The 21,946-nt window shown below is 51.2% G+C and carries 19 protein-coding genes; 8 read left to right on the forward strand and 11 right to left on the reverse strand.

Annotation, left to right across the window (positions count from 1 at the left end; translation table 11 throughout):
• Window positions 1-45: 45 nt before the first annotated feature.
• On the reverse strand, window positions 46-1,266 hold the full coding sequence (gene hutI / locus BLW37_RS02375) for an imidazolonepropionase (RefSeq protein ID WP_091338849.1): 1,221 nt from the start codon (window positions 1,264-1,266) through the stop codon (window positions 46-48).
• Between the two features lie 122 nt (window positions 1,267-1,388).
• On the opposite strand from hutI, the gene hutC reads away from it, so the two are divergent.
• Genes hutC through hutH form a run of 3 tightly spaced genes read left to right on the forward strand, consistent with a single transcriptional unit; the run spans window position 1,389 to window position 5,335 of the window.
• Entirely contained in the window at window positions 1,389-2,114 is a 726-nt protein-coding gene (hutC, locus tag BLW37_RS02380; RefSeq protein ID WP_091339568.1) for a histidine utilization transcriptional repressor HutC, read from the forward strand.
• 2 nt (window positions 2,115-2,116) lie between these two features.
• Complete coding sequence (gene hutU / locus BLW37_RS02385; RefSeq protein WP_091338852.1) at window positions 2,117-3,796, forward strand: urocanate hydratase; 1,680 nt, start codon at window positions 2,117-2,119, stop codon at window positions 3,794-3,796.
• 3 nt (window positions 3,797-3,799) lie between these two features.
• Window positions 3,800-5,335, forward strand: a complete 1,536-nt coding sequence (gene hutH / locus BLW37_RS02390) for a histidine ammonia-lyase (RefSeq protein ID WP_091338855.1) — start codon at window positions 3,800-3,802, stop codon at window positions 5,333-5,335.
• Here hutH and BLW37_RS02395 read toward each other — a convergent pair.
• The 4 genes from BLW37_RS02395 to BLW37_RS02410 all read right to left on the reverse strand — a co-directional run bounded on the left by BLW37_RS02395 (window position 5,294) and on the right by BLW37_RS02410 (window position 8,449).
• On the reverse strand, window positions 5,294-5,578 hold the full coding sequence (locus tag BLW37_RS02395) for a hypothetical protein (RefSeq protein ID WP_091338860.1): 285 nt from the start codon (window positions 5,576-5,578) through the stop codon (window positions 5,294-5,296). The genes hutH and BLW37_RS02395 overlap by 42 nt on opposite strands.
• 183 nt (window positions 5,579-5,761) lie before the next feature.
• Window positions 5,762-6,760, reverse strand: a complete 999-nt coding sequence (locus BLW37_RS02400) for an MvdC/MvdD family ATP grasp protein (RefSeq protein ID WP_139243647.1) — start codon at window positions 6,758-6,760, stop codon at window positions 5,762-5,764.
• 82 nt (window positions 6,761-6,842) lie between these two features.
• Window positions 6,843-7,034, reverse strand: coding sequence for a hypothetical protein (locus BLW37_RS02405; RefSeq protein ID WP_091338867.1), 192 nt, complete (start codon window positions 7,032-7,034; stop codon window positions 6,843-6,845).
• 152 nt (window positions 7,035-7,186) lie between these two features.
• Window positions 7,187-8,449: a TraB/GumN family protein gene (locus BLW37_RS02410; protein ID WP_091338871.1), complete on the reverse strand. Its 1,263-nt coding sequence runs from the start codon at window positions 8,447-8,449 to the stop codon at window positions 7,187-7,189.
• A 752-nt stretch (window positions 8,450-9,201) separates the two neighbouring features.
• On the opposite strand from BLW37_RS02410, the gene BLW37_RS02415 reads away from it, so the two are divergent.
• Window positions 9,202-11,229 carry a methyl-accepting chemotaxis protein gene (locus BLW37_RS02415; protein ID WP_091338875.1) on the forward strand — a complete coding sequence of 676 codons (2,028 nt, stop codon included), beginning with the start codon at window positions 9,202-9,204 and terminating at the stop codon, window positions 11,227-11,229.
• Here BLW37_RS02415 and BLW37_RS02420 read toward each other — a convergent pair.
• The 6 genes from BLW37_RS02420 to typA all read right to left on the reverse strand — a co-directional run bounded on the left by BLW37_RS02420 (window position 11,185) and on the right by typA (window position 16,934).
• Window positions 11,185-11,835 carry a restriction endonuclease gene (locus tag BLW37_RS02420; RefSeq protein WP_091338879.1) on the reverse strand — a complete coding sequence of 217 codons (651 nt, stop codon included), beginning with the start codon at window positions 11,833-11,835 and terminating at the stop codon, window positions 11,185-11,187. The genes BLW37_RS02415 and BLW37_RS02420 overlap by 45 nt on opposite strands.
• 121 nt (window positions 11,836-11,956) lie before the next feature.
• Window positions 11,957-12,766, reverse strand: coding sequence for a Rossmann-fold NAD(P)-binding domain-containing protein (locus BLW37_RS02425; protein WP_091338881.1), 810 nt, complete (start codon window positions 12,764-12,766; stop codon window positions 11,957-11,959).
• Window positions 12,763-13,668 carry a bifunctional GNAT family N-acetyltransferase/hotdog fold thioesterase gene (locus BLW37_RS02430; protein WP_091338884.1) on the reverse strand — a complete coding sequence of 302 codons (906 nt, stop codon included), beginning with the start codon at window positions 13,666-13,668 and terminating at the stop codon, window positions 12,763-12,765. The genes BLW37_RS02425 and BLW37_RS02430 overlap by 4 nt, the downstream gene beginning before the upstream one ends.
• Before the next feature lie 3 nt (window positions 13,669-13,671).
• Window positions 13,672-14,118: a D-aminoacyl-tRNA deacylase gene (gene dtd, locus BLW37_RS02435; protein WP_091338887.1), complete on the reverse strand. Its 447-nt coding sequence runs from the start codon at window positions 14,116-14,118 to the stop codon at window positions 13,672-13,674.
• Window positions 14,115-14,987: a virulence factor BrkB family protein gene (locus BLW37_RS02440; protein WP_342744192.1), complete on the reverse strand. Its 873-nt coding sequence runs from the start codon at window positions 14,985-14,987 to the stop codon at window positions 14,115-14,117. Before BLW37_RS02440 ends, dtd begins: the two co-directional genes overlap by 4 nt.
• Before the next feature lie 108 nt (window positions 14,988-15,095).
• A complete protein-coding gene (typA, locus tag BLW37_RS02445) occupies window positions 15,096-16,934 on the reverse strand; it encodes a translational GTPase TypA (RefSeq protein ID WP_091338892.1) in 1,839 nt (612 codons plus the stop codon).
• A gap of 346 nt (window positions 16,935-17,280) precedes the next feature.
• Here typA and glnA point away from each other — a divergent pair, with 346 nt between their 5' ends.
• From glnA to glnG, 4 genes are all read left to right on the forward strand, one after another.
• On the forward strand, window positions 17,281-18,687 hold the full coding sequence (gene glnA, locus BLW37_RS02450) for a glutamate--ammonia ligase (RefSeq protein WP_091338894.1): 1,407 nt from the start codon (window positions 17,281-17,283) through the stop codon (window positions 18,685-18,687).
• A gap of 181 nt (window positions 18,688-18,868) precedes the next feature.
• Window positions 18,869-19,363: a DUF4124 domain-containing protein gene (locus BLW37_RS02455; RefSeq protein ID WP_281248645.1), complete on the forward strand. Its 495-nt coding sequence runs from the start codon at window positions 18,869-18,871 to the stop codon at window positions 19,361-19,363.
• Between the two features lie 79 nt (window positions 19,364-19,442).
• Window positions 19,443-20,534 carry a nitrogen regulation protein NR(II) gene (gene glnL, locus BLW37_RS02460; protein WP_091338898.1) on the forward strand — a complete coding sequence of 364 codons (1,092 nt, stop codon included), beginning with the start codon at window positions 19,443-19,445 and terminating at the stop codon, window positions 20,532-20,534.
• Window positions 20,531-21,946: a nitrogen regulation protein NR(I) gene (gene glnG / locus BLW37_RS02465; protein WP_091338900.1), complete on the forward strand. Its 1,416-nt coding sequence runs from the start codon at window positions 20,531-20,533 to the stop codon at window positions 21,944-21,946. The genes glnL and glnG overlap by 4 nt, the downstream gene beginning before the upstream one ends.

Raw genomic sequence — 21,946 nt, forward strand, 5'->3', positions numbered from 1 at the left:
TCATCCGCCTAGCATAGCTGCTTTCGGCTAATTGTAAAGTGAGCTCTAAAGCTGTATCGGCTGCCCTGCGATCACCAATTGTTCCAGGGGATCTACCCCTTGCTGATACACCAGTTCAGCCGGTTGTTCCATGGCATAACAGGCAAAATTTGCCCGGCTACCAACTGCCAGGGTTCCAACATCGAATAACGCCAGAGCTTTGGCTGCATGGCGTGTTACCCCCAACAATGCTTCTTCCGGCGTTAAGCCAAACAGAGTACAGGCCATATTCAACATCAGGGGCAGGTTGCAAAAGGGCGACGTACCCGGGTTCAAATCTGTTGCCACCGCCATCGGCACCTGATATTGGCGCAACAGCGCTATCGGCGGTTGCTGGGTTTCTTTTAAAAAGTAATAAGCACCGGGCAGCAAAACGGCGACCGTTCCAGCCTGAGCCATGGCCTGCACCCCGGCTTCGTCCAGATACTCGACATGATCAGCCGACAGACCGCCAAACTCAGCGACCAAAGCACTACCACCCAGATTGGACAACTGCTCAGCATGAGCTTTGACTGGCAACCCCAAGGCCCGGGCAGTTTCGAACAGGCGGCGGCTTTGCGCCACACTAAAGCCAATGCCCTCACAAAACACATCGACTGCATCTATCAGACCCTGGTGATGCAGCTCAGGTAGCATGCTCTGGCACAGATAATCCATGTAAGCATCGCTGTCAGCGAACTCCGGCGGTAAAGCATGGGCGCCCAGAAAAGTCGTGTGAATACGGATCGGGTGCTGTTTATCCAGCGCCCGCGCAACGCGGAGCATTTTGCGCTCTGTTGCCAGGTCCAGTCCATAGCCGGATTTAATTTCCACTTCGGTTACCCCCTGTGCCAGCAAGGTATCCAGCCGGCGCTGACCCAGCTCAAACAGCTGCTGCTCAGTGGCCTGCCGGGTAGCCTGCACCGTGGAACGGATACCACCACCGGCTTTGGCAATGGCCTGATAACTTGCACCATGTAAACGCAGTTCAAACTCGTTGGCCCGGCTACCACCATAAATCAGGTGAGTGTGGCAATCGATCAGCCCAGGCAGCAGCCATTGACCGCCAGCATCGTACACAGCCGCACAGGAGGTATCAAAGACCGGCAAAGCACTTTGTGGCCCCAACCAGGCAATGCGACCATCCTTCACCGCCAAGGCGCCATTCTCAATGGCACCATAAGGCCCTAGTTCTGTTTGCATGGTGGCCAGGTTGGCATTAAGCCAAACCGCATCAAATTCTGTCATGGCACTGCTTCCTCCATTCGTTGCCGATTGCTGATAAAAATAGTGTACCGCAAAAACTTGTATATACAACCAAGATCAGCTATTTTTATCAGCACCAGTCGCATTCAACGGATAGTCACCGCATGGCCGTCGCAAAATTTGCCGAAATAAAAGATTTTATGCTGACCCAGATTGAAATCGGCGCCTGGCCGGAGCACAGCCGGGTGCCGTCTGAAAATGAATTGGCCGAGCAGTTCTCGGTCAGTCGGATGACAGCGCGCCGAGCTTTACAGGAGCTGACCGAGCAAGGCATTTTGTATCGCACCCAGGGGGTTGGCAGCTTTGTTGCCGCGCTTAAGTCGCAGTCCTCCTTGCTGGAAATTCGCAACATCGCCGATGAAATCCACAGCCGCGGCCACAGCTACCGGGCGCAGTTGCTGCAACTGACCGAATTGCCCTGCCCGGCCACCGTGGCCGCTGCCCTGGGCTTGAAACACAACGAACAGGTGTATTTCTCACTGATTGTGCACTTTGAAGACAGCCACCCGCTGCAACTGGAAGCCCGTTACGTCAACCCAAGGCAAATACCGGAGTACATCCAGCAGGACTTCGCCCAGATCACCCCCCACCTGTATTTGAGCCAGGTGGCACCGCTGACCGAAGCCGAGCATACCGTCGAGGCAATATTGCCCGACAGCTTCACCTGTCAGCATCTGCAGTTAAAAAAACCGGAAGCCTGCCTGCGCTTAACCCGTCGCACCTTTAGCCGCGATGGCGCTGTCAGTCTGGCTTATCTCACGTCTCCCGGCAGTCGTTACCGGCTGGGAGGCCATTTAAATTTCGCGCCAGCAGGCGCAACGAGGAGCTAATCATGTCTGATCCACGTTTAGATACCACCCGGGTGATCCGGGCCACTACAGGGCCTGAGAAAACCGCCAAAAGCTGGCTGACCGAAGCGGCCAAGCGCATGCTGATGAACAACCTGGACCCCGATGTGGCTGAACATCCGCAGTCACTGGTGGTGTATGGTGGCATTGGCCGGGCAGCACGCGACTGGGCCTGTTTTGATAAAATTGTTGAAGTACTGGACCGGCTGGAAGACGACCAGACTCTGCTGGTGCAAAGCGGCAAACCTGTGGGCGTGTTCCCTACCCACCCGGATGCGCCACGGGTGCTGATTGCCAACTCCAACCTGGTGCCAGCCTGGGCCAATTGGGAGCACTTTAACGAGCTGGATAAAAAAGGCCTGATGATGTACGGCCAGATGACTGCCGGCTCCTGGATTTACATTGGCTCGCAAGGCATCGTGCAAGGCACTTACGAGACCTTTGTAGCCATGGCCAAACAGCATTTCAATGGCAATGCCAGTGGCAAGTGGATCCTGACCGGTGGCCTGGGCGGCATGGGCGGCGCTCAGCCACTGGCCGGCACCATGGCAGGCTTTCATATGATTGCCTGTGAAGTGGATGAAAGCCGCATTGATTTCCGGCTGCGTACCGGCTATGTCGATGTCAAAGCCACCAGCCTGGATCAAGCCTTAGCGCTGCTAGAACAAGCCAAAGCATCCGGCAAGCCCACTTCCATTGGTCTACTGGCCAATGCTGCTGATGTCTTTGCCGAGCTGGTGCAGCGCAACATCATCCCGGATGTAGTGACCGATCAAACCTCCGCCCATGACCCACTGAACGGTTACCTGCCACAAGGCTGGAGCATGAGCGAAGCAGCCGAGCGCCGCCTGCAAAGCCCGGAGCAAGTCGTCAAAGCCGCCAAGCAGTCGATGGCAGTGCAAGTTCAGGCTACGCTCGACATGCAGAGCAAAGGCGCAGTAGCGGTCGATTACGGCAACAACATCCGCCAGATGGCTCAGGATGAAGGCGTACAGAATGCCTTTGACTACCCGGGCTTTGTGCCAGCTTACATACGGCCTTTGTTTTGTGAAGGCGTAGGCCCGTTCCGTTGGGTCGCTCTGTCGGGCGATCCGGACGATATTTATAAAACCGATCAAAAAGTGAAAGAACTGATCCCGGACAATCCACAGCTGCACCACTGGCTGGATATGGCACGCGAGAAAATCCACTTTCAGGGCTTGCCAGCCCGTATTTGCTGGATTGGCTTAAAAGATCGGGCTCGCATTGCGCTGGCTTTTAACGAGATGGTGAAAAGCGGCGAATTAAAAGCCCCTATCGTCATTGGCCGCGACCATCTGGACTCCGGCTCGGTCGCCAGCCCGAATCGTGAAACCGAAGCCATGCTGGATGGCTCGGATGCAGTCTCCGACTGGCCACTACTGAACGCCTTGCTGAACACCGCCGGTGGCGCCAGCTGGGTTTCCCTGCACCACGGTGGAGGTGTCGGCATGGGCTACAGCCAGCACTCAGGTGTGGTGATCGTGGCCGATGGCACCGAAGCAGCCGCCAAGCGGCTTGGCCGGGTGCTGTGGAATGATCCGGGCACCGGCGTGATGCGTCACGCCGATGCCGGTTACGATATCGCCAAAAACTGTGCCCGTGAGCAAGGGCTGGATTTACCTATGCTGAGCACCAAGGAGTAAGCCATGACCACCCCATTTACCCTGACACCTGGCCAGCTCAGCCTGAGCCAATTGCGCCAACTGTGGCAGAGCAATCAGGCCATTGCACTGGACAAAGCCGCCTACCCAGCCATTGCCGCCTCGGCCAAAACCGTGGCCGAAGTGCTGGCCAAAGGCAAAACCGTCTATGGCATCAACACCGGCTTTGGTCTGCTGGCCAATACCAAGATCGCACCGGATCAACTGGAGTTGCTGCAGCGCTCTATCGTGTTGTCGCACGCAGCCGGCTATGGCGAGCTCATGGCTGACCAGACAGTGCGGCTGATGATGATTTTAAAGGTCAACTCGCTGTCGCGTGGCTATTCTGGCATCCGGCCAGAAATTATTGATGCGATGATTGCTATGGTCAATCAAGGCGTTTATCCCTGCATTCCGGCCCAGGGTTCGGTCGGTGCCTCCGGCGATCTGGCGCCGCTGGCCCATATGGTGCTGCCACTGATTGGTGAAGGTGAAGTCCGTTACCAAGGTAAGCAAATGCCAGCCAAAGCAGGCTTACAACTGGCTGGCCTTGAGCCGGTAGTACTGGCGGCCAAAGAAGGTCTGGCGCTGCTGAACGGCACCCAGGCCTCCACCGCGCTGGCGCTGGAGGGCTTATTCAAAGCCGAGGATTTGTATGCTGCCGCCAGCGTGATTGGTGCACTCAGCGTGGAAGCGGCCCTTGGCAGTCGCTCACCGTTTGATGCCCGCATTCATGCCATCCGTGGTCAGCAGGGTCAGATCGATGCTGCCGCCATTTACCGCCATCTGCTGGCTGAGCGCTCCGAGCTTGGCGACTCGCATCAGGATTGTGAAAAGGTGCAGGATCCTTACAGCCTGCGCTGTCAGCCGCAGGTAATGGGCGCTTGCTTAACGCAAATCCGCCAGGCGGCTGTGGTGCTGGAAACTGAAGCCAATGGTGTCACCGACAACCCACTGGTGTTTGCTGAAGAAGGCGATATCCTCTCTGGTGGTAACTTCCACGCCGAGCCGGTGGCCATGGCGGCCGATAATCTGGCGCTGGCGATTGCCGAAATCGGCTCCTTGTCGGAGCGACGGATGGCACTATTGATCGATGCCAGCCTCAGCAAACTGCCGGCCTTTTTGGTCAACAATGGCGGCGTCAACAGTGGCTTTATGATTGCCCAGGTTACTTCGGCCGCTTTGGCATCGGAAAACAAGTCGCTGGCCCACCCGGCCAGTGTCGACAGCCTGCCGACCTCGGCCAATCAGGAAGATCATGTCTCAATGGCCACCTTCGCCGCCCGGCGGCTGGCCCAGATGGCCGACAATACCCGTGGTGTACTGGCCGTCGAGTACCTGGCTGCGGTGCAGGGCCTGGATTTTCGCGCACCGCTTCAATCCACCGAGCGGCTGGAGCAGGCCCGGGCGCTCTTGCGCGACCAGGTCAGCTTTTATGCGGAAGATCGCTACTTCGCACCGGATATCAAGGCCGCCGCCGAGCTGCTGGCCAGTGGCCGTTTAAGCAAGCTGTTGCCTGCAGCCATGCTGCCCAGCCAGTAAGCGATTAAAGCACGAATACCGCACCCCATGCACCAAGCTGCAAGCCGGCAGTCGCACTGGGGTGCTTAGTGGTAACAAGCGGGTAATGGCCGCCTTGCCAATGGCATCGCGGCTATCACTGCGCTCTGTCTGGTAATAAAAGTTCAGGTAGGGTTGTTCCTGATACAGCTGCAGATAAGGGTAACCGGTAAGACGCCAGTTCGCCTGAAAGGATGGGTACGCCGGGTTGTCACTTTGAAACATGATGCGGCGTCAAAAAATTCTGGCCTTGGCCGTGCTCCGCCAGAACATAGGTTTCATCTGCATGGCATACAAAAAAACTATCAGCAGTATGATGAAACTGTTGGCATAGCTTTTTAAATCATAGCTCTCCTAAATAAAACCACATTTAGTTCCCTTCGTTAAATGATCTACTGCTTAGAACCGTTATTTAGGTAAGATTGATTTCAATCTGTTTGAAAGCGCCAGTGAAAATGAATCTGAGATTTCACCTGATACAATATCATCAAGCCATAACCACGCACCATCTTGATTACACTCTAAAAAATATACATCACCATGTTTATCAACGAGAAGATCTAAGCTGCCAGTAAATAACCCCATCTCATCCATGAAGTCATTAATTTTCACTTTTATAGACTCGTCAAGCTCACACGGGGTAAAATCTAGAAAACCGATTCCTTTTCTCCAATCAACTTTCGTTAGTGAATGCACTTGTGATTCAATTTTGAATGAAAACAACTTGCTACCAACGAAAACAACTCTAAGCTCAAACTCTTTTTCAATCTCACATTGGAAAAAGTTTGGCGAGCAGACTAGATCCTCAGAGGAGGCATCTTCAAAATCAGCTTCACTTACCTGCATAGTCATGACCTGATGGAAGTATTCTTCCCCCTCATCATTAAATGCTCTATTCCTACCTCCGGACAGGGATTTGATGATAGTCCCTCCCTTATTCTCACCCAGGAATGTTGTGATTGAATCGATTGAGTTTGTGACAATTGAAGTTGGAGTTTTAAATCCTGCTCTTGCGGCAACTTTTTGCTGGTAGGGTTTAATCATGCATAGCCTTGATGATAAAGAGTTTATTACTCGACTACCGTTAAGCCCGGAAATAAGCTTGAATAAAGCTTTCCACTCCTGAGCCAACCAGTACACCTCTTTCTCATTAGCAAAAAATTTATAACCCGGTGTTCCTGGTATTATCTTTTCCCGATTCCAAACAATATAGTTTTCGGGTAAAAACATGCCACCGACTTCAATATAACAACTGTCATCAGAAAAATATAGCGAGAACATTGTGCCGTCTTGATAGTCAAGAATAATTACCGGTACTCTTTGTTGCTCCAACTTACTTGCAACTCTATCAACATGAGGATCATTTCGTGTTCCAAGTATTAGAATACAACCAGCTTCTGCACTCACAATCATTCTCCCGAACGCCATCACTATATAATTAAAAAGCCTTGCAACTTCTGTTACAAGGCATGGCTCTATCATGGGCTACTTAGTCATCACAACCATCAGATGCCATATTTCCACCAGGGCCACCGGTTGTATATGTCGGCCATGAGCATCTTTTACTACCCGTAGCATCACTCCCTCCTACAACCATTTCTAACTGATTCTTATCTAGCTCTTGGTAAAGTTCCATAGTTTTTAAGTCATCTTTCTTTTGTTGATTAATTATAAAGGACATAATTACTTCCTATCTTGAGGATTATAATTCACGCAGTTCCGCTGCGCACGGATTTGAGTTCATCTCAAATTCTTCTATACGTTATACCTCAATATCCTTCGGCGCTTATGGGGTATAAGCCAATATATAATTGAAATGATCTTACTTATTGATTAGTTTGGCTGTAAATTTTTATGCCGCGTATCGCCACTTATATTTATCCCTTTTATCAGGTATTCCCCTGTTCTGAGATACAACCAAGCGGTTGACGAAGCATCCTCCAGCAACACCAAACCGGCAGGCACAGCATCTGCTTGTTCATCGCTGTAATATGCAGATATCAAGCAAGGCCATGTCTCATTACAAAGCTCGTTACCTACATCAATAGGTTCTCGAAGTCCATGGAGCCTCAACCATGCTGGCTTATTTGTAGTTTCATCCATGCCAGGCGCATGAATAATAGTAAAATCAACATTATCTGGTAATGCACTCCAAGGGTGGTTTTTTTCATCCAAAAGGACATAGGGCTCACTAGAAGCCTCAAAGTGCTTGCAACCTGTTATTCGGGAGGTTTGATCAATAGAAAGAATCGGCTGACTTATTTTTTGCTGCAGCCTTTCTGCCATCCAGCCATCAGTTTTGTGAATATGCGAATAACCTGAAATTATAGCCACTTTAGTTTCAGGATTAATGCCAATGAACTCGGCGAGCACTTCAGCTTGGTACTCTTCGCGCTGCTCTCTATTTTCTGCACCGGCCAAATCAAATGGTAAAAGTTTAAAACCTAATGTTATTGCCTCTCTTACCAACTCACCCATCACAGGCTCTCGCAAATAATAACCTTCTTGCCCGGTACTCAGAGGATACCCTCTTGCTTGTAATACTTGGATGCTTGCTAAATCCAGGTGCGGGTTCAATCCTTCCATTGCTAGTACAGAAAACCCCAGCTCTTTTAATACCGGTAAAATCCTAAGAATGAATGCTCGGGATGCTATCCTGGTGTGCGACTCATTAATCAACACAACCTGTCTATCTGCTATCAGTTTAGGCAAAACAGATAGAGCCTCATGGGAATATAATTCTTTTATTGGACAGCTTTTCTGACGACCAAATCCAGGATGAACTTTGTACTGCCTCTCCTCTGCCTGTGAGTATTCACCAAAAAAAGTATCAAAAACCGCCAACTGCTGAGCACTAAACCAAAGCTTGTGAATAGCTACATTGTCTTTCTCTATCTCTCTATAGAGCTCTTTCAGCCTCAGATAAGTTTCCAGCGCAAAGTTATCCGCTTCCTTTTTTTCTATAACGGATACAAAATTATCAAATGGGGATGCTAGGTTTTCCTGTATATGCTCTGCACTAACACTGAAAGACAAGAGGCCAGCTAATAAAAAATAGTTTACCCACCGGAGCTTGGCATATTTCGTTATTGGCATTGACTCATACCCTCCATAAGATCTGGATGCAACTTTGCCGGCACATCACGATGAAACCCAAACACGGTTTACACTCCTAAAGCAACTTTTATTGTCGACAGTAGCTCCGTGGACATCAAATTCGAATGAGACTGTCATAACACTTGGGAGTGAGTCGAACAGCAAGATCAAGTTTTCCTTTCCAATGGCTGTAAACGATTTAGAAACAACTTTTGCATGCTTATCACTTTTATGAGTCAGAACAATTACTTCAGGCGCCACTGTAAATAAACCAAAAAGTCAACATTAATTTATAGTACAACACATGAGCACCAAAAAAAAACACAAAAAAAACAATATCGCAAAATTACTGCATAAAAGATCTGCCATAAATTGATTAATTCATTTAAAATCAAATGCATATCTCCTACCCTTAAATTCTCATGCAACACAAGCAATACTTCAAAAAGCAACTCATAAGTCTCTTATAATGACTTTTATGCCACAATTTAGTCACCTATGGCTTAATGCAGAATTCCGATACCTTTGAATACTAAATAGATTGAGGTTTTTACTGGCTAGACGATGCTATTGGTTGATGCGACCTGAACAAACTACTAGCTCTTCTGGTGAATGATGGCAGTATGGACAGCGACTTTTATTGCCACACAGCAAAATCAGCAGGACGACTTCATCTGGCTAGACCAGTTCGCGAAGATTTGTTATGGTCAGTGCAAGCTATAATTAAAATACAAAGCAGCTGAGAACTTACCATGACCCTTACCATCGCTCATCGCATTATCCTTGGATTTGGCTTGATTGTGCTGTTACTGGTGGTTGCCAGCGGGTCAGCCTTGCTTAGCTTTCTATCGATAGAAGAATCGACCCGCAACGTTAACGAACGCGCCATTCCCACCCAACAACTAAGCAATCAGGCGCAAATCCAGCTACTCAGTATGGCCAATGCCAGCGCCCAGGGTTTTTCAGCCGAGCAACCAGCGCTGATCAGTCAGCAGCAACAGCTCTTTACCAAGGCAGATAGCGGCCTGCAGCAGCTGTTGCAGCAAGCAGCAGAGCTAACAGAACAACATCGTGAGCTGCAACAGACCCTGCAACAAGCTGAACAGCAAAGCAGCGCCTACCGCCAATCCGTGCAACAGATGTTTTCACTCAGGATGGAGGTTGAACAAAGCCGTGCTGAAGTGCAGCAGGTATTCCAGCAATTAGAACAGCAATTGGACGCCCTTGGCGCCCTGTTACTGGATTTATCCTATCTGGATGGTGCCGATAGCGATACGCTGGAGCTGATAGAAGGCACCGCCGGTCGTATTGACGGTCAGCTACTGGGCCTAATCAATACCTTACGGGAAGTTGCCAATGCCAATGAGTTAACTCAATTACAGCGCAGCGAAGACAATATCAATTTTGCTTTTAGTGATATGCAGGTCAATATCGACTATCTGGCTCAGTTGGTGGCAAGCATTGACACTGGCGGGCTTTGGTTGGATTTTGAAGCGCAGCTGCAACAACTGGAGCAACAGCTGGTGCAGCAACAAACATTGCTGAACCTGCAACTGCAGCGATTAACACAACAACAAGCAGCGCGTCAGCATCTAAACCAGGCAGAACTGGAGTTTGCCAATGGCATCAGTGCCTTGCAAAAGATGGCCAGTGCCGCTGATCAGCAGGTCAGTCAACTGCAGCAAGCCGTTAGCCGCACCATTTCACAAGGTAATTGGCGCAATGTCATCATTTTGCTGGTACTAATCGTGCTAGCCACAGCCATTGCCTGGGTCACCATCCGCGCCATGCTGCAACCACTGGCTAAAATCAATCTGGTGCTGGGGGTGATGGCACAGGGCGATCTTAGCCAGCGCCTCACCATTCAGCGCGATGATGAGTTTGGCAAGCTGGCAGTGAACGTCAATCAACTGGTTGAAGCACTTAGCAGTCTGGTGCTGCGCATCCAAAACTATGCCAGTGAGCTCAGCCAAAGCGCCCAGCGCTCTGGCACGGATGTACAGGATATTCGTGAAGCCCTGCAACAGCAAACCAGCCAAATCGCCAGCATTAACTCCAGCACGCACCAGCTCAGCGAACAAAGCCAGCACATTACCGAACAGGCAGAGCAAGCAGTGCTAGAGATGCAGCAAGGCATGCAGCATAACCAACAGGTGCATCAGCTGTCCGAGCAAAACAATCAGCGCATTGGCCACCTGGCAAAACAGCTTCACAGCATCGATGAACTGATGCAGCAGGTAAATGAGCAAACCAAGCAAATTGGCAGCATTTTGGATACCATAGGCAGCATTGCCGAACAAACCAATCTGTTGGCACTGAATGCAGCCATTGAAGCAGCCAGAGCCGGCGAGCAGGGGCGCGGCTTTGCGGTGGTTGCCGATGAAGTACGCACCCTGGCGGGGCGCACCCAGCAAGCGACCAATGATATTCAGACCATGATAGAAACCTTGCAGCAAGGCACCAAAGCAGCCGTACAAGCGGTTCAGCAAGGCAACGAAGATGCTAGTCAGTGTGTTGAGGAAAATCAGGCATTACTGCAAGCATTGCAGTTTATTCACCATGCCATCACTCAGATGCACGGCATCAATGCCAGCATCGCCGACGCCACGGCCCTGCAGCTTAGTCAGGGCGGGCAAATCAGTCAGTCGATGGAAGTGGTGGTACAGCTGGCGCAAAACAGTACTGAAAAAGCCAGCAGCACCCTAGCACACAGCCGGGATGTTACAAGGCTGGCATCAGAACTGGAGCAAGCCAGTGCGGCTTTCCGCTTGCGTCAGTAGAGCCGAGCGGCCGCTGAAGCCCTGCTTCAACATATCCGGCTGGTATTCAAGCAGCTCAATATTTGCTTCGCGGGCGAAAATACGTACCTGACTGGTAAAGCCCTGAAAACTCACTAGCATTCCCTGTCGACAATCATGACTAAGCATCTGCTGGAAGCGTTCACGTAAGCACTCCATCGAGACCATATTCTCAGCATCGGGATGAAAGTACACCAGGGTCTTTCCGGCCTTACTGTGCCAGAAAAATACTTCGTTATCATCATTACAGGCGGGCTCAATGTCACCTTGTTGTTGCAGTTGTTGCTTCAGGCGACTGAAAAAAAACTCCTGCTGCTCGAATCGACTCTGTTCACGTTGAAATCGTTTCGGAAGTGCCAACCAACGGTTGCCTGAGTCCATTTCGATAAAAGCGATCAAATTAAACATCAAAGCCGACACAAACAGCAGGACAAACGCCCACAACAGGAAAGTGGACCAAAACTCTGATAACACCAGAGCTGACTGGGAAAACACGATGGAGTGTTCTGAAAACAACAAGAACAATGCACCTGCCGCTATCCCTAGCAAGGTACTGATGGTAGACAACAACAACCATTGACTGCGCATAACAACTCAACCTTGAGTGGCAAATACTGTAAGGGTGAGTATGGGGTGTTAACGGGAACTAGTCCTGACAAAAGCCTGATAAAAGTCCGATAAAGTCACTAGCGACCTGATAAATGTGTGTTTAAGAGCACTCAAGCACCGCATGCAACGCCGATGGGTAACGATAGTGAAAGGGCAACTGCCGGCTTATACGATGGGCCAGTACCCGGCGCTGACTGGAACCAGCAGCACCAACGGTCAGTGCAGGAAGTTGCAACAGCGCTCGGGCTTGCTGATAAAACTGCTGGCGTGTGACCAAATCCGGACAGCTCAAATTGTACAGCGACGGCCAGGCTTGCTGCTGCAGAATAACCCGCACGGCCTCAATCACATCGTGACTATGCACCATATTCACCGGAGCATCTGGGTCATCCAGCACACCACTGCGCAGAAACTTCCCTGGGTGTCGGCCAGGCCCTATCAAGCCAGCAAGCCGCAAAGTGCAGGTTGGCAAGGCTTGCTGTAGCAGTTGTTCGCCTTGATACAGTAACTGCGCTTTGGCATCGCTTGCGGCCAGTTGACTTTGCTCATCGACCTCATCACTCAGGCCATTGTAAGCGCCGGTGGAACTAAAGTGCACACAAGCCAGGCTATCAGCTGCCTGCACCAGCCTGGCCAAAGACTGCAGACTATCCAGATAACCCGCCCCGCCCTGTTTACGCCAACCGGGTGTAATGGCGCATATCACCACCGCTTGCTGAAACTGATCCATCAACGTTTCCGGAAATGGCAATGACAGAGGCAGACTGAGCACCTGGCCTGAAACAGAGCCCGGCAGCTCCGCTAGAGCGGTCTCTGACTGGCGGGTGACCACCAGCTGGTGGCCATCCTGCTGCAAAACAGGCAGCAGTTGCCGGCCGAGCCAACCGCAACCCAGCAAAATAACTTTCATTGGGTTCTCCGTGGCAGCAGCGCCTTGTAATGGCCTTCAAACAAAGCCACGACCTTATCAGCACTCAATAGCTCGACCTTGATGCGCTGACTGGCATGCAGCCCCTGGCGTAACACCGTTAAATCGCCTTTGGCACTTAGCATGGTGCAGCGTGTCTGCGGCTTGTGCTGCATTGGTTTGAGATAACGAATATGCCCATCGACTAACACCAGATCAGCCTGCAACGACAACGCCTGCAACTGCAGATGCAACAAGCCCCACCCCGTCAATGTGGCCAGACTGTACAAGCTACCGGCAAACATGGTGCCATGCAGGTTGATATTCGGCTCCAGCGGTGCCTGACAGCGTAATTCAGTGCCATCAAAGGCGGCAATCTCTAATTGCATAAAGCGACTAAGCGGTATTTGCTGATGCCAGCTTTGTTGCAACTGTTGGCAACGGCGCTGCCAGTCTTCAACAGAGCCTGGCAGACGCAAATAGCGATGCATGCGGTAATGCGCAATGCCAAACTGACTGGGTGCTTCTTGTTGCATGCTGTACCCAAGCCGCTGATAAAAACCCAAGGCAGTATCGCGGGCATTTAGCACCACCTCGGTACAGCCTAGCACCAGCGCCTGCTGTTCAAGCTCAGTCAGTAAGCGGGCACCAAGTTGCTGGCGCTGATACGCCGGGTCCACGGCCATGTACCGAACTTGCGCCTTACCATCATCCAGCTGATGCAAGCGACCCACGCCGATCAGGCGATCTCCGTCCATCAGCATGCGATGATGGCTCTGATGCTCCAGCTCATCACGTTCTGACCCAAGAGGCTGCTGCCAGGGGGCTCTTAGCTGTTGCCAGCGGAACTGATAGTATGCCTGCCAATCGGCGTCATTTCGCGGGATGTGCATGCGAATGGCCATGGTTTACCCGCTTTTGCTTTCAAGTAAGAAAGTGACCGGGCCATCATTGACCAAGGCTACCTGCATATCGGCCGCGAAACGACCACAGGCCACGTTCAGATTATGCTCTTCGCAACGCTCGATAAAGTGCTGGTACAAACGCTGTGCCTGTTCTGGCACGGCAGCCTGAGAAAAACTGGGTCTGAGACCCGTGTTGGTATCCGCTGCCAGCGTAAACTGCGACACCACCAGCAACTGGCCTTTCACCTGCTGCACATTCAGATTCATTTTACCGTTGTCATCGCTAAATACCCTGTATTTACAGACTTTATCCGCCAGAAGTGCCGCACTTAGCTCCGAATCCGCCTGCTCTACCCCCAGCAGTACCAACAGGCCCTGTTCAATCTGCGCGATTGGCTCCCCGGCCACGCTCACACTGGCACTACGCACCCGCTGAATTAAGGCTTTCATTCACAGCACTCCTCCGTTTCACTGGCTTCATCTTTCATAAGCTGCTCCCAGTCTTTCAGATAGGCGGTCAGCTCAGCACCCACCAACACCACCAGCCAGCTCAGATAGACCCACAAAAATAAGATTGGGATCAAGGCCATGGCTCCATAGATCACCTGATAGGATGGGAAATGAGTGATATAAAGCGCAAAACCATACTTCAACAGTTCAAACAACAGCATGGCCAGCAAGCCACCAAAGAAAGCATGCCGGATCCGGACCTTGGTATTAGGCACCACCAAATACAAAATACAAAATGCCAGCCAGGACATCAGATAAGGGACCAGCCCTAACAAGAAACTGGACAAGCCGGGCGTGAAGTCATCAGCAAAGCGGGTCAGGGTCACCAGGTAGGAACTAACCGCAATGGAAGTACCAAACAAAATAGGGCCGAGAGTCAGGATCATCCAGTAAATGGAAAAAGAGATCACTGGCCGTGGTCGCTTGTGGATGCGCCAGATTTTATTCAGGGTTTTATCAATGTTATGGATCAGCAACAGCGCTACCACGATCAACGCTGTAATACCAACAGCCGTCATCCCGCGGGTATTGCCAATAAATTCATTCACATAGTCTTTGATTTCATCGCCGCGCGACGGCACCACATTGGCATAAAGCAGGCTTTCCATGCTTTGGCGAAACTCCGCAAACATTGGAAAAGCACTTAACATAGAGAACATCACGGCAATAAAGGGCACCAGCGATAACAAGGAAATATAAGCCAGGTACCCGCCAACCAGATTGATCTGATCCTGCTGACAACGCTGGATATAGCCTTTGATAAATAAATGGCTGGTATGGATGAACTCTCGCCACTTGATTGCCTGCACCAGACCACTCCTTTGCATGAGGTTAGCGTCCATAGTATAAAAAAAGCCGGGAACTAACCAGTAGTTCCCGGCTCTTCAAGCCTGCTTAGTCGTTATCCGAGTCGCAATTTAAGCGCCTGATTGGCGACTGGCTCGTTTACGGTCGTTCTCTGTCAGGTGACGTTTACGAATACGAATAGAGGCTGGGGTGACTTCCACCAGCTCGTCGTCGTCAATAAATTCCAGCGCCTGTTCCAGCGTGAATCGGATCGGTGGTACCAGGTTAATGGCTTCATCAGTACCCGATGCCCGTACGTTGGTCAACTGCTTGCCTTTTAAGCAGTTCACCGTCAAATCGTTGCTGCGGCTATGAATTCCAATGACCTGACCTTCATAGACTTCTTCGGCATGGCCGATAAACATCCGGCCGCGCTCCTGCAATGAGAAAATAGCGTAACCAGCCGCTTTACCCATGGCATTGGCGATCATCACACCATTATTACGCAGTCCAATGGTACCGCCTTTGAATTCACCATAGTGATCAAAGCTGTGGTACATCAAGCCGGTACCAGAGGTTAAAGTAATGAACTCGGTACGGAAACCAATCAAACCACGACTAGGCACCACGAAATCCATCCGTACCCGGCCTTTACCATCCGGCTGCATATTGGTCATTTCTGCCTTACGCTCACCCATTTTTTCCATAACAGCACCCTGATGCGACTCTTCACAGTCGATGGTCAGTTGCTCATAGGGCTCCATTTTGACGCCGTCCACAGTTTTCATGATCACTTCCGGCCGTGACACTGCTAATTCAAAGCCTTCACGACGCATGCTTTCAATCAGTACACCTAAGTGCAATTCACCACGACCTGAAACACGGAATTTATCACCATCTTCGGTTTCCTGAACCCGCAGCGCCACGTTGTGTTTCAGTTCATTTTGCAGACGCTCTAAAATCTGACGCGAAGTGACAAACTTGCCTTCTTTGCCAGCAAAAGGTGAGGTATTCACCTGGAAGGTCATGGTTACGGTTGGCTCATCGACCGTTAAGGCAGGTAAGGCTTCTACTGCAGTCGGCGCACAAATGGTATCGGAGATTTTCAGCTCACCCAGGCCGGTAAAGGCGACTATGTCACCGGCAGTCGATTCGGTGGTATCAATCCGCTCCAGCCCAAGGTAACCAAAAACCTGACCAACTTTACCATTGCGTTTTTTGCCATCAGCACTGACGATGGTCACCTGCTGGTTAGGGCGCAAGGTTCCACGCTTAATCCGGCCGATACCGATGATGCCAAGGTAGCTGGAGTAGTCGAGCTGTGACACTTGCAGCTGGGTGTCACCTTCCGGATCCACATCCGGCGGCGTCACATTATCCACGATGGCCTGGAACAATTCGGTCATGTCGGTTTTTGGCTCGTTATGATCCAGTGTTGCCCACCCATTCAAAGCCGAGGCATACACAATCGGGAAGTCCAGCTGCTCATCGGTCGCACCCAGGTTATCAAACAGGTCGAAGACCTGGTCAATTACCCAATCCGGCCGGGCACCAGGACGGTCGATTTTGTTTACCACGACAATAGGCTTTAAGCCATGCGCGAAGGCTTTTTGGGTCACAAAACGGGTTTGTGGCATAGGGCCGTCTACGGCGTCTACCAACAACAGCACCGAATCGGCCATTGACAGTACGCGCTCCACTTCACCACCAAAGTCGGCGTGACCAGGGGTATCCAGGATATTAATGTGAAAACCGTTCCAGCGCACGGAAGTGTTTTTCGCCAGAATGGTAATGCCACGTTCTTTTTCCTGATCATTCGAGTCCATTACCCGCTCTTGCAGTTTGGCACGTTCATCAAAGGTACCGGATTGCTGCAGTAGTTTATCTACCAGCGTGGTTTTGCCGTGGTCAACGTGCGCAATAATGGCAACATTACGTAGTTTCTGAATATCGGTCGCGGTAACGCTCATGCTTTCTCTTTCCTCTGTGGCACCCTGTGACCGTCAACGTGACCACCAGGCAAACAACAAACTCTTTAAATAAGGGCGCATATTCTACTCTGTTTCGCGTCAAAGAAGAAATAAACTCGGATTTTTTTCCCGTTGGCGACCGAAGCGCCCTGCTGGAGGCCAGAATTGTGCTAGGCTGGTATGCACCAGCATGGCGAATAGCCGCACCAAACTGGTGCGCCACAGCAGTGCAGAAGCATTGAATACGTTTTATCTATCTGATTTTAAAGGTACTGAATGAATGGCACATATCTGGCATCTATTCGGTCGATGAAAAATTTTCCTATGGAACCAACTGGAGGAACCCATGGCTGCATCTGTAATGAAGATGATTGAAGAAAACGAAGTGAAATACGTCGATTTACGTTTTACCGACACCAAAGGCAAAGAGCAGCACGTCACCGTGCCGGTTAGCCAGATTTCGGAAGATTTCTTTGAAGACGGTAAGATGTTCGACGGTTCTTCCATCATGGGCTGGAAAGGAATCAACGACTCTGACATGATCCTGATGCCAGATCCGGAAACCGCTGTGATGGATCCTTTCTTTGAAGAAAGCACCCTGAATATCCGCTGCAATGTCATCGAACCAGGCACCATGCAAGGCTATGATCGTGATCCACGATCCATCGCACTGCGCGCTGAAGAATACCTGAAATCAACCGGCATCGCCGATACCGTGCTGTTTGGTCCGGAACCAGAGTTTTTTATGTTCGACGACATTCGTTTCCACACCGATATGTCTGGATCTTTCTTTAAAATCAACGATGGCGAAGCTGCCTGGAACTCAGGTGCCGAGCTGGCTGATGGCAACAAAGGCCACCGTCCGCGGGTGAAAGGTGGTTACTTCCCACTGCCTCCTGTTGATTCATCACACGATATCCGTAGCGCCATGTGTACCGTGCTGGAAGAAATGGGGCAGGTGGTGGAAGCCCATCACCACGAGGTCGCCACGGCAGGTCAGAACGAAATTGCTACCCGTTTCAATACCCTGACTAAAAAAGCCGATGAAGTGCAAACTCTGAAGTATGTGATCCACAACGTAGCAGACATTTATGGCAAGACCGCTACCTTTATGCCAAAACCATTGTTTGGGGATAACGGCTCTGGTATGCACTGCCACCAGTCACTGGCCAAAGACGGCGTTAACCTGTTTGCCGGCGACAAATACGCAGGCCTGTCTGAAATCGCCCTGTACTACATTGGTGGTATCATCAAGCATGCCCGCGCCATCAATGCGTTTACCAACCCATCGACCAACTCGTACAAGCGTTTGGTGCCGCACTATGAAGCACCGGTGATGTTGGCTTACTCAGCCCGCAACCGCTCCGCTTCGATTCGTATTCCGATGGTACCAAGTGCCAAAGCGCGTCGGATTGAGTGCCGTTTCCCGGATCCTGCAGCCAACCCTTACCTGGCCTTTGTTGCCCAGTTGATGGCTGGTTTGGATGGTATTCAGAACAAAATCCATCCTGGCGATGCGATGGATAAAGATCTGTACGACTTGCCAGCAGAAGAAGCAGCCAATATTCCACAGGTAGCTACCTCTCTGGATCAGGCGCTGGATGCACTGGATGCCTCACGCGAAATCTTCACCAAAGGCGGTGTGATGTCAAACGACATGATTGATGCCTACATCGCAATCAAGCGGGAAGAAGCGCGTCGGGTCAATATCGCCATTCATCCACTCGAGTTTGAACTGTACTACAGCGTCTAAGCACTTTCCTTTGCGTTAAGCCCGCCAGCCAGCGGGCTTTTTTCTGCCAATAGCCTGACAACAGGTCCTGCCTGCACAACAAATCTGGTCAAATGATGAAAACAGGCGTACAGTTAATGAAGAAAGGTTGACCAAATCAGCGACAGGATCCAACACTGTGATAACACGACTACTCACCTTTGTGGTTTTGCTTCTGCTGTGTTTCCCCATGCCTGCAGACGCCAGTGGCAAAGTCTATGTCTGGCGTGATGCCAACGGCGTGCTGGTGTTTTCCGACAGCCCCAAACCTGGCGCTGAAGAAGTCAACCTGACCACCCGGGTCAATCTGATGGAAGCTAGCGAGCCGTTTCGGTCGCAGCAACAAGAAAAACCTATCCCATTCACCATTGAGATTACCAATCCCGAGCAAGAAGCCACTATTCGCGATAACACCGGCACTGTGCATATCACCGGGCGAGTGCTGCCACGCTTTACCCGTGGATTCCAGGTCGCACTGAAGGTCAATGGCAACCGTTATGGCGCCCCGCAAACCAGCACGACTTTCGTGCTACGCGATCAAGACCGCGGTGAATATCAGCTGCAAATGGAGCTTCTTGATCAAAACGGCAAGCAAATTGCACTTAGTGAGATCATCACCTTTTATTTGCACAGAGCAACGGTGATATCCCCTAGATAGGGCATTTGTGATGCATTTTTCAGCGGACTAACGTACACTGGCATCGCAAGTGCACCATAATGGTGCGTGAGGATTGGCCGTGACCGAATCAGGACAACAGTCGAGTACAACCGTTTCTTTTAAACCTGAGCAGCTCAGCGAGCTACTTAGCACCGCTGTATTGGTGCTGGACCGACAGCTGCGGATCTGTTTTTACAATGCCGCCTGCAGTCAGGTCCTGAGCATCAGCGCAAAACGGCTGAGTGGTCAGCCATTTCCTGAGCTATTCCAATACTGTGAGCTAGGGAAAGAACCTCTGCTTAGGGCCCTAGAACAACAAACCAGCTTTGCCATCAGTGATGTGCAAACCATATTGCACGATGGGCATCCGACCTTGCTGGACGTATACCTTAGCCCTTTTGAACATCAACAGCAGTGGTATTTACTGTTGGAAATTCGCCAGATTGAGCGGCAACGAAAAATCAGCCAGGAAAATGTGCAGCAACATCAGCATCATGCAGCCCGCGAGCTGGTTCGCAATTTAGCTCATGAAATTAAAAACCCGCTTGGTGGACTGCGCGGTGCCGCCCAGTTATTGGAATCCTCGCTGTCCGACGAACAAAAAGAATACACTCAGCTCATCATTGCGCAGGCTGATCGGTTGCGTAAGCTGGTGGACCGCTTGCTAGGACCCTATCGACCACCACAGCAGCAGTTTGCTAATTTGCATCAAGTGATTGAGCGGGTGTGTCAGCTGGCCCAACTGGATAACCCGGCACAAGTCCGTTTTCAACGCGACTACGATCCAAGCATCCCGGTGTTTCGCTTTGATCCAGAGCTGATAGAGCAGGCCCTGCTCAACATTGTACGCAATGCGCAGCAAGCTCTGGATCAAGGTGGCCAAATCCTGCTGCAAAGCCGAATTTTGTATCAACACACCTTGCATGGCCAGCGGCATAAGTTAGTGGCTGCTATCAAGGTGATCGACAATGGCCCCGGCATCCCGGCTGATATTCGCGACACTCTGTTCTATCCCATGGTCAGTGGCAAACCGGGTGGCAGTGGCCTTGGCCTTACCATAGCTCAAACCCTATTGCACCAGCACAGTGGCTGGATCGATTGCGACAGCTGGCCTGGTCATACCGAATTCACCTTGTACCTTCCCATCAGTGACACAGAGGAAACCGCATGAATCAGGACGTATGGATCATTGATGACGACAACTCCATTCGCTGGGTGCTGGAAAAAGCATTGCAGCGAGCTGAGATCCCCTGCGAGAGCTTTGCCAGTGCCGACTTGATGTTGCAGCGGCTTAACTACTACCAGCCAGCCGTGGTGCTCTCCGATATTCGTATGCCGGGCACCGATGGCATGGCCTTGCTGGCCCGTTTGCAACAATTAGCCCCGGAATTGCCAGTCATCATTATGACCGCCCACTCGGATCTGGACAGCGCCGTCAATGCCTTCAAACGTGGGGCCTTTGAATATTTGCCAAAACCCTTTGATATGGACGAGGCCGTAGCACTGGTAAGCCGGGCCCTGGAGCATAGCAAAGCCAGCCGGAAAAAACACAAAGTCAGCCAGCCACAGCTGCTGCCGGAAATCATCGGCGAAGCCCCGGCCATGCAGGAAGTGTTTCGCGCCATTGGCCGGCTCAGTCGTTCCAGCATTAGCGTGCTCATTAATGGCCAGTCCGGTACTGGCAAAGAGTTGGTAGCGCAAGCGCTGCACAAGCACAGCCCGCGCAGCGACCAGCCTTTTATTGCGCTCAATATGGCAGCCATTCCAAAAGACTTGATTGAATCCGAATTGTTTGGCCATGAAAAAGGCGCCTTTACCGGTGCCGCCAATGTGCGCAAAGGCCGCTTCGAGCAAGCCGATGGCGGTACCTTGTTTCTGGATGAGATCGGCGATATGCCGCTGGATGTGCAAACCCGACTGCTACGGGTACTGGCCGACGGTCAGTTTTACCGGGTGGGTGGTCATCAGGCTATCGGTGTCGATGTACGTATTATTGCTGCCACCCACCAGAACCTGGAGCAATTGGTGGCGAAACATTTGTTCCGGGAAGATTTGTTTCACCGCCTCAATGTCATTCGGGTGCATCTGCCCAGATTAAAAGAACGGCGTGAAGATATCCCGGCATTGGCCCGGCACTTTCTGCAACAGGCCGCCCGCGAGCTGAATGTCGAGGCCAAGCAACTGAGCAGCGAAGCCGAAAAATTTCTACAGCAACTGGACTGGCCCGGCAATGTGCGCCAGCTGGAAAACACCTGTCGCTGGCTCACCGTGATGGCAAGTGGTAAGCAAGTGCTGATAGCCGATTTACCACCTGAGCTATCAGGGCCGCCATTGCAGGAGAGCGAAGTGCTTTGCAGCACAGAGAGCTCCAGCGGCTGGCAGGACAGCTTTCGGCACTGGATGCAGCAGCAATTAAAGCTTGGCCGGATGGATATCTTAAATGAAGCCAGCCAGCAATTGGAAAGCATCGCCTTGCAACAGGCGCTGCAGCACACCCATGGCCATAAACAGGAAGCGGCCCGCTTTTTAGGCTGGGGCCGCAATACGCTAACACGTAAGTTAAAAGAGCTGGATCTAAGCTAG

It is taken from the genome of Alkalimonas amylolytica, from assembly GCF_900107845.1.
In the GTDB taxonomy this organism is placed as follows: Bacteria; Pseudomonadota; Gammaproteobacteria; order Enterobacterales; family Alteromonadaceae; genus Alkalimonas; species Alkalimonas amylolytica.

Bases quoted from the DNA above. Each gene is read 5' to 3' on its own strand.
- glnA (WP_091338894.1), top strand. From the start codon at position 17,281: ATGGCTGCATCTGTAATGAAGATGATTGAAGAAAACGAAGTGAAATAC.
- BLW37_RS02420 (WP_091338879.1), bottom strand. From the start codon at position 11,835: ATGCGCAGTCAATGGTTGTTGTTGTCTACCATCAGTACCTTGCTAGGG.
- dtd (WP_091338887.1), bottom strand. From the start codon at position 14,118: ATGAAAGCCTTAATTCAGCGGGTGCGTAGTGCCAGTGTGAGCGTGGCC.
- hutH (WP_091338855.1), top strand. From the start codon at position 3,800: ATGACCACCCCATTTACCCTGACACCTGGCCAGCTCAGCCTGAGCCAA.
- BLW37_RS02415 (WP_091338875.1), top strand. From the start codon at position 9,202: ATGACCCTTACCATCGCTCATCGCATTATCCTTGGATTTGGCTTGATT.
- BLW37_RS02430 (WP_091338884.1), bottom strand. From the start codon at position 13,668: ATGGCCATTCGCATGCACATCCCGCGAAATGACGCCGATTGGCAGGCA.
- BLW37_RS02410 (WP_091338871.1), bottom strand. From the start codon at position 8,449: ATGCCAATAACGAAATATGCCAAGCTCCGGTGGGTAAACTATTTTTTA.
- BLW37_RS02425 (WP_091338881.1), bottom strand. From the start codon at position 12,766: ATGAAAGTTATTTTGCTGGGTTGCGGTTGGCTCGGCCGGCAACTGCTG.
- hutC (WP_091339568.1), top strand. From the start codon at position 1,389: ATGGCCGTCGCAAAATTTGCCGAAATAAAAGATTTTATGCTGACCCAG.
- glnG (WP_091338900.1), top strand. From the start codon at position 20,531: ATGAATCAGGACGTATGGATCATTGATGACGACAACTCCATTCGCTGG.
- hutI (WP_091338849.1), bottom strand. From the start codon at position 1,266: ATGACAGAATTTGATGCGGTTTGGCTTAATGCCAACCTGGCCACCATG.
- BLW37_RS02395 (WP_091338860.1), bottom strand. From the start codon at position 5,578: ATGTTTCAAAGTGACAACCCGGCGTACCCATCCTTTCAGGCGAACTGG.
- hutU (WP_091338852.1), top strand. From the start codon at position 2,117: ATGTCTGATCCACGTTTAGATACCACCCGGGTGATCCGGGCCACTACA.
- BLW37_RS02405 (WP_091338867.1), bottom strand. From the start codon at position 7,034: ATGTCCTTTATAATTAATCAACAAAAGAAAGATGACTTAAAAACTATG.
- typA (WP_091338892.1), bottom strand. From the start codon at position 16,934: ATGAGCGTTACCGCGACCGATATTCAGAAACTACGTAATGTTGCCATT.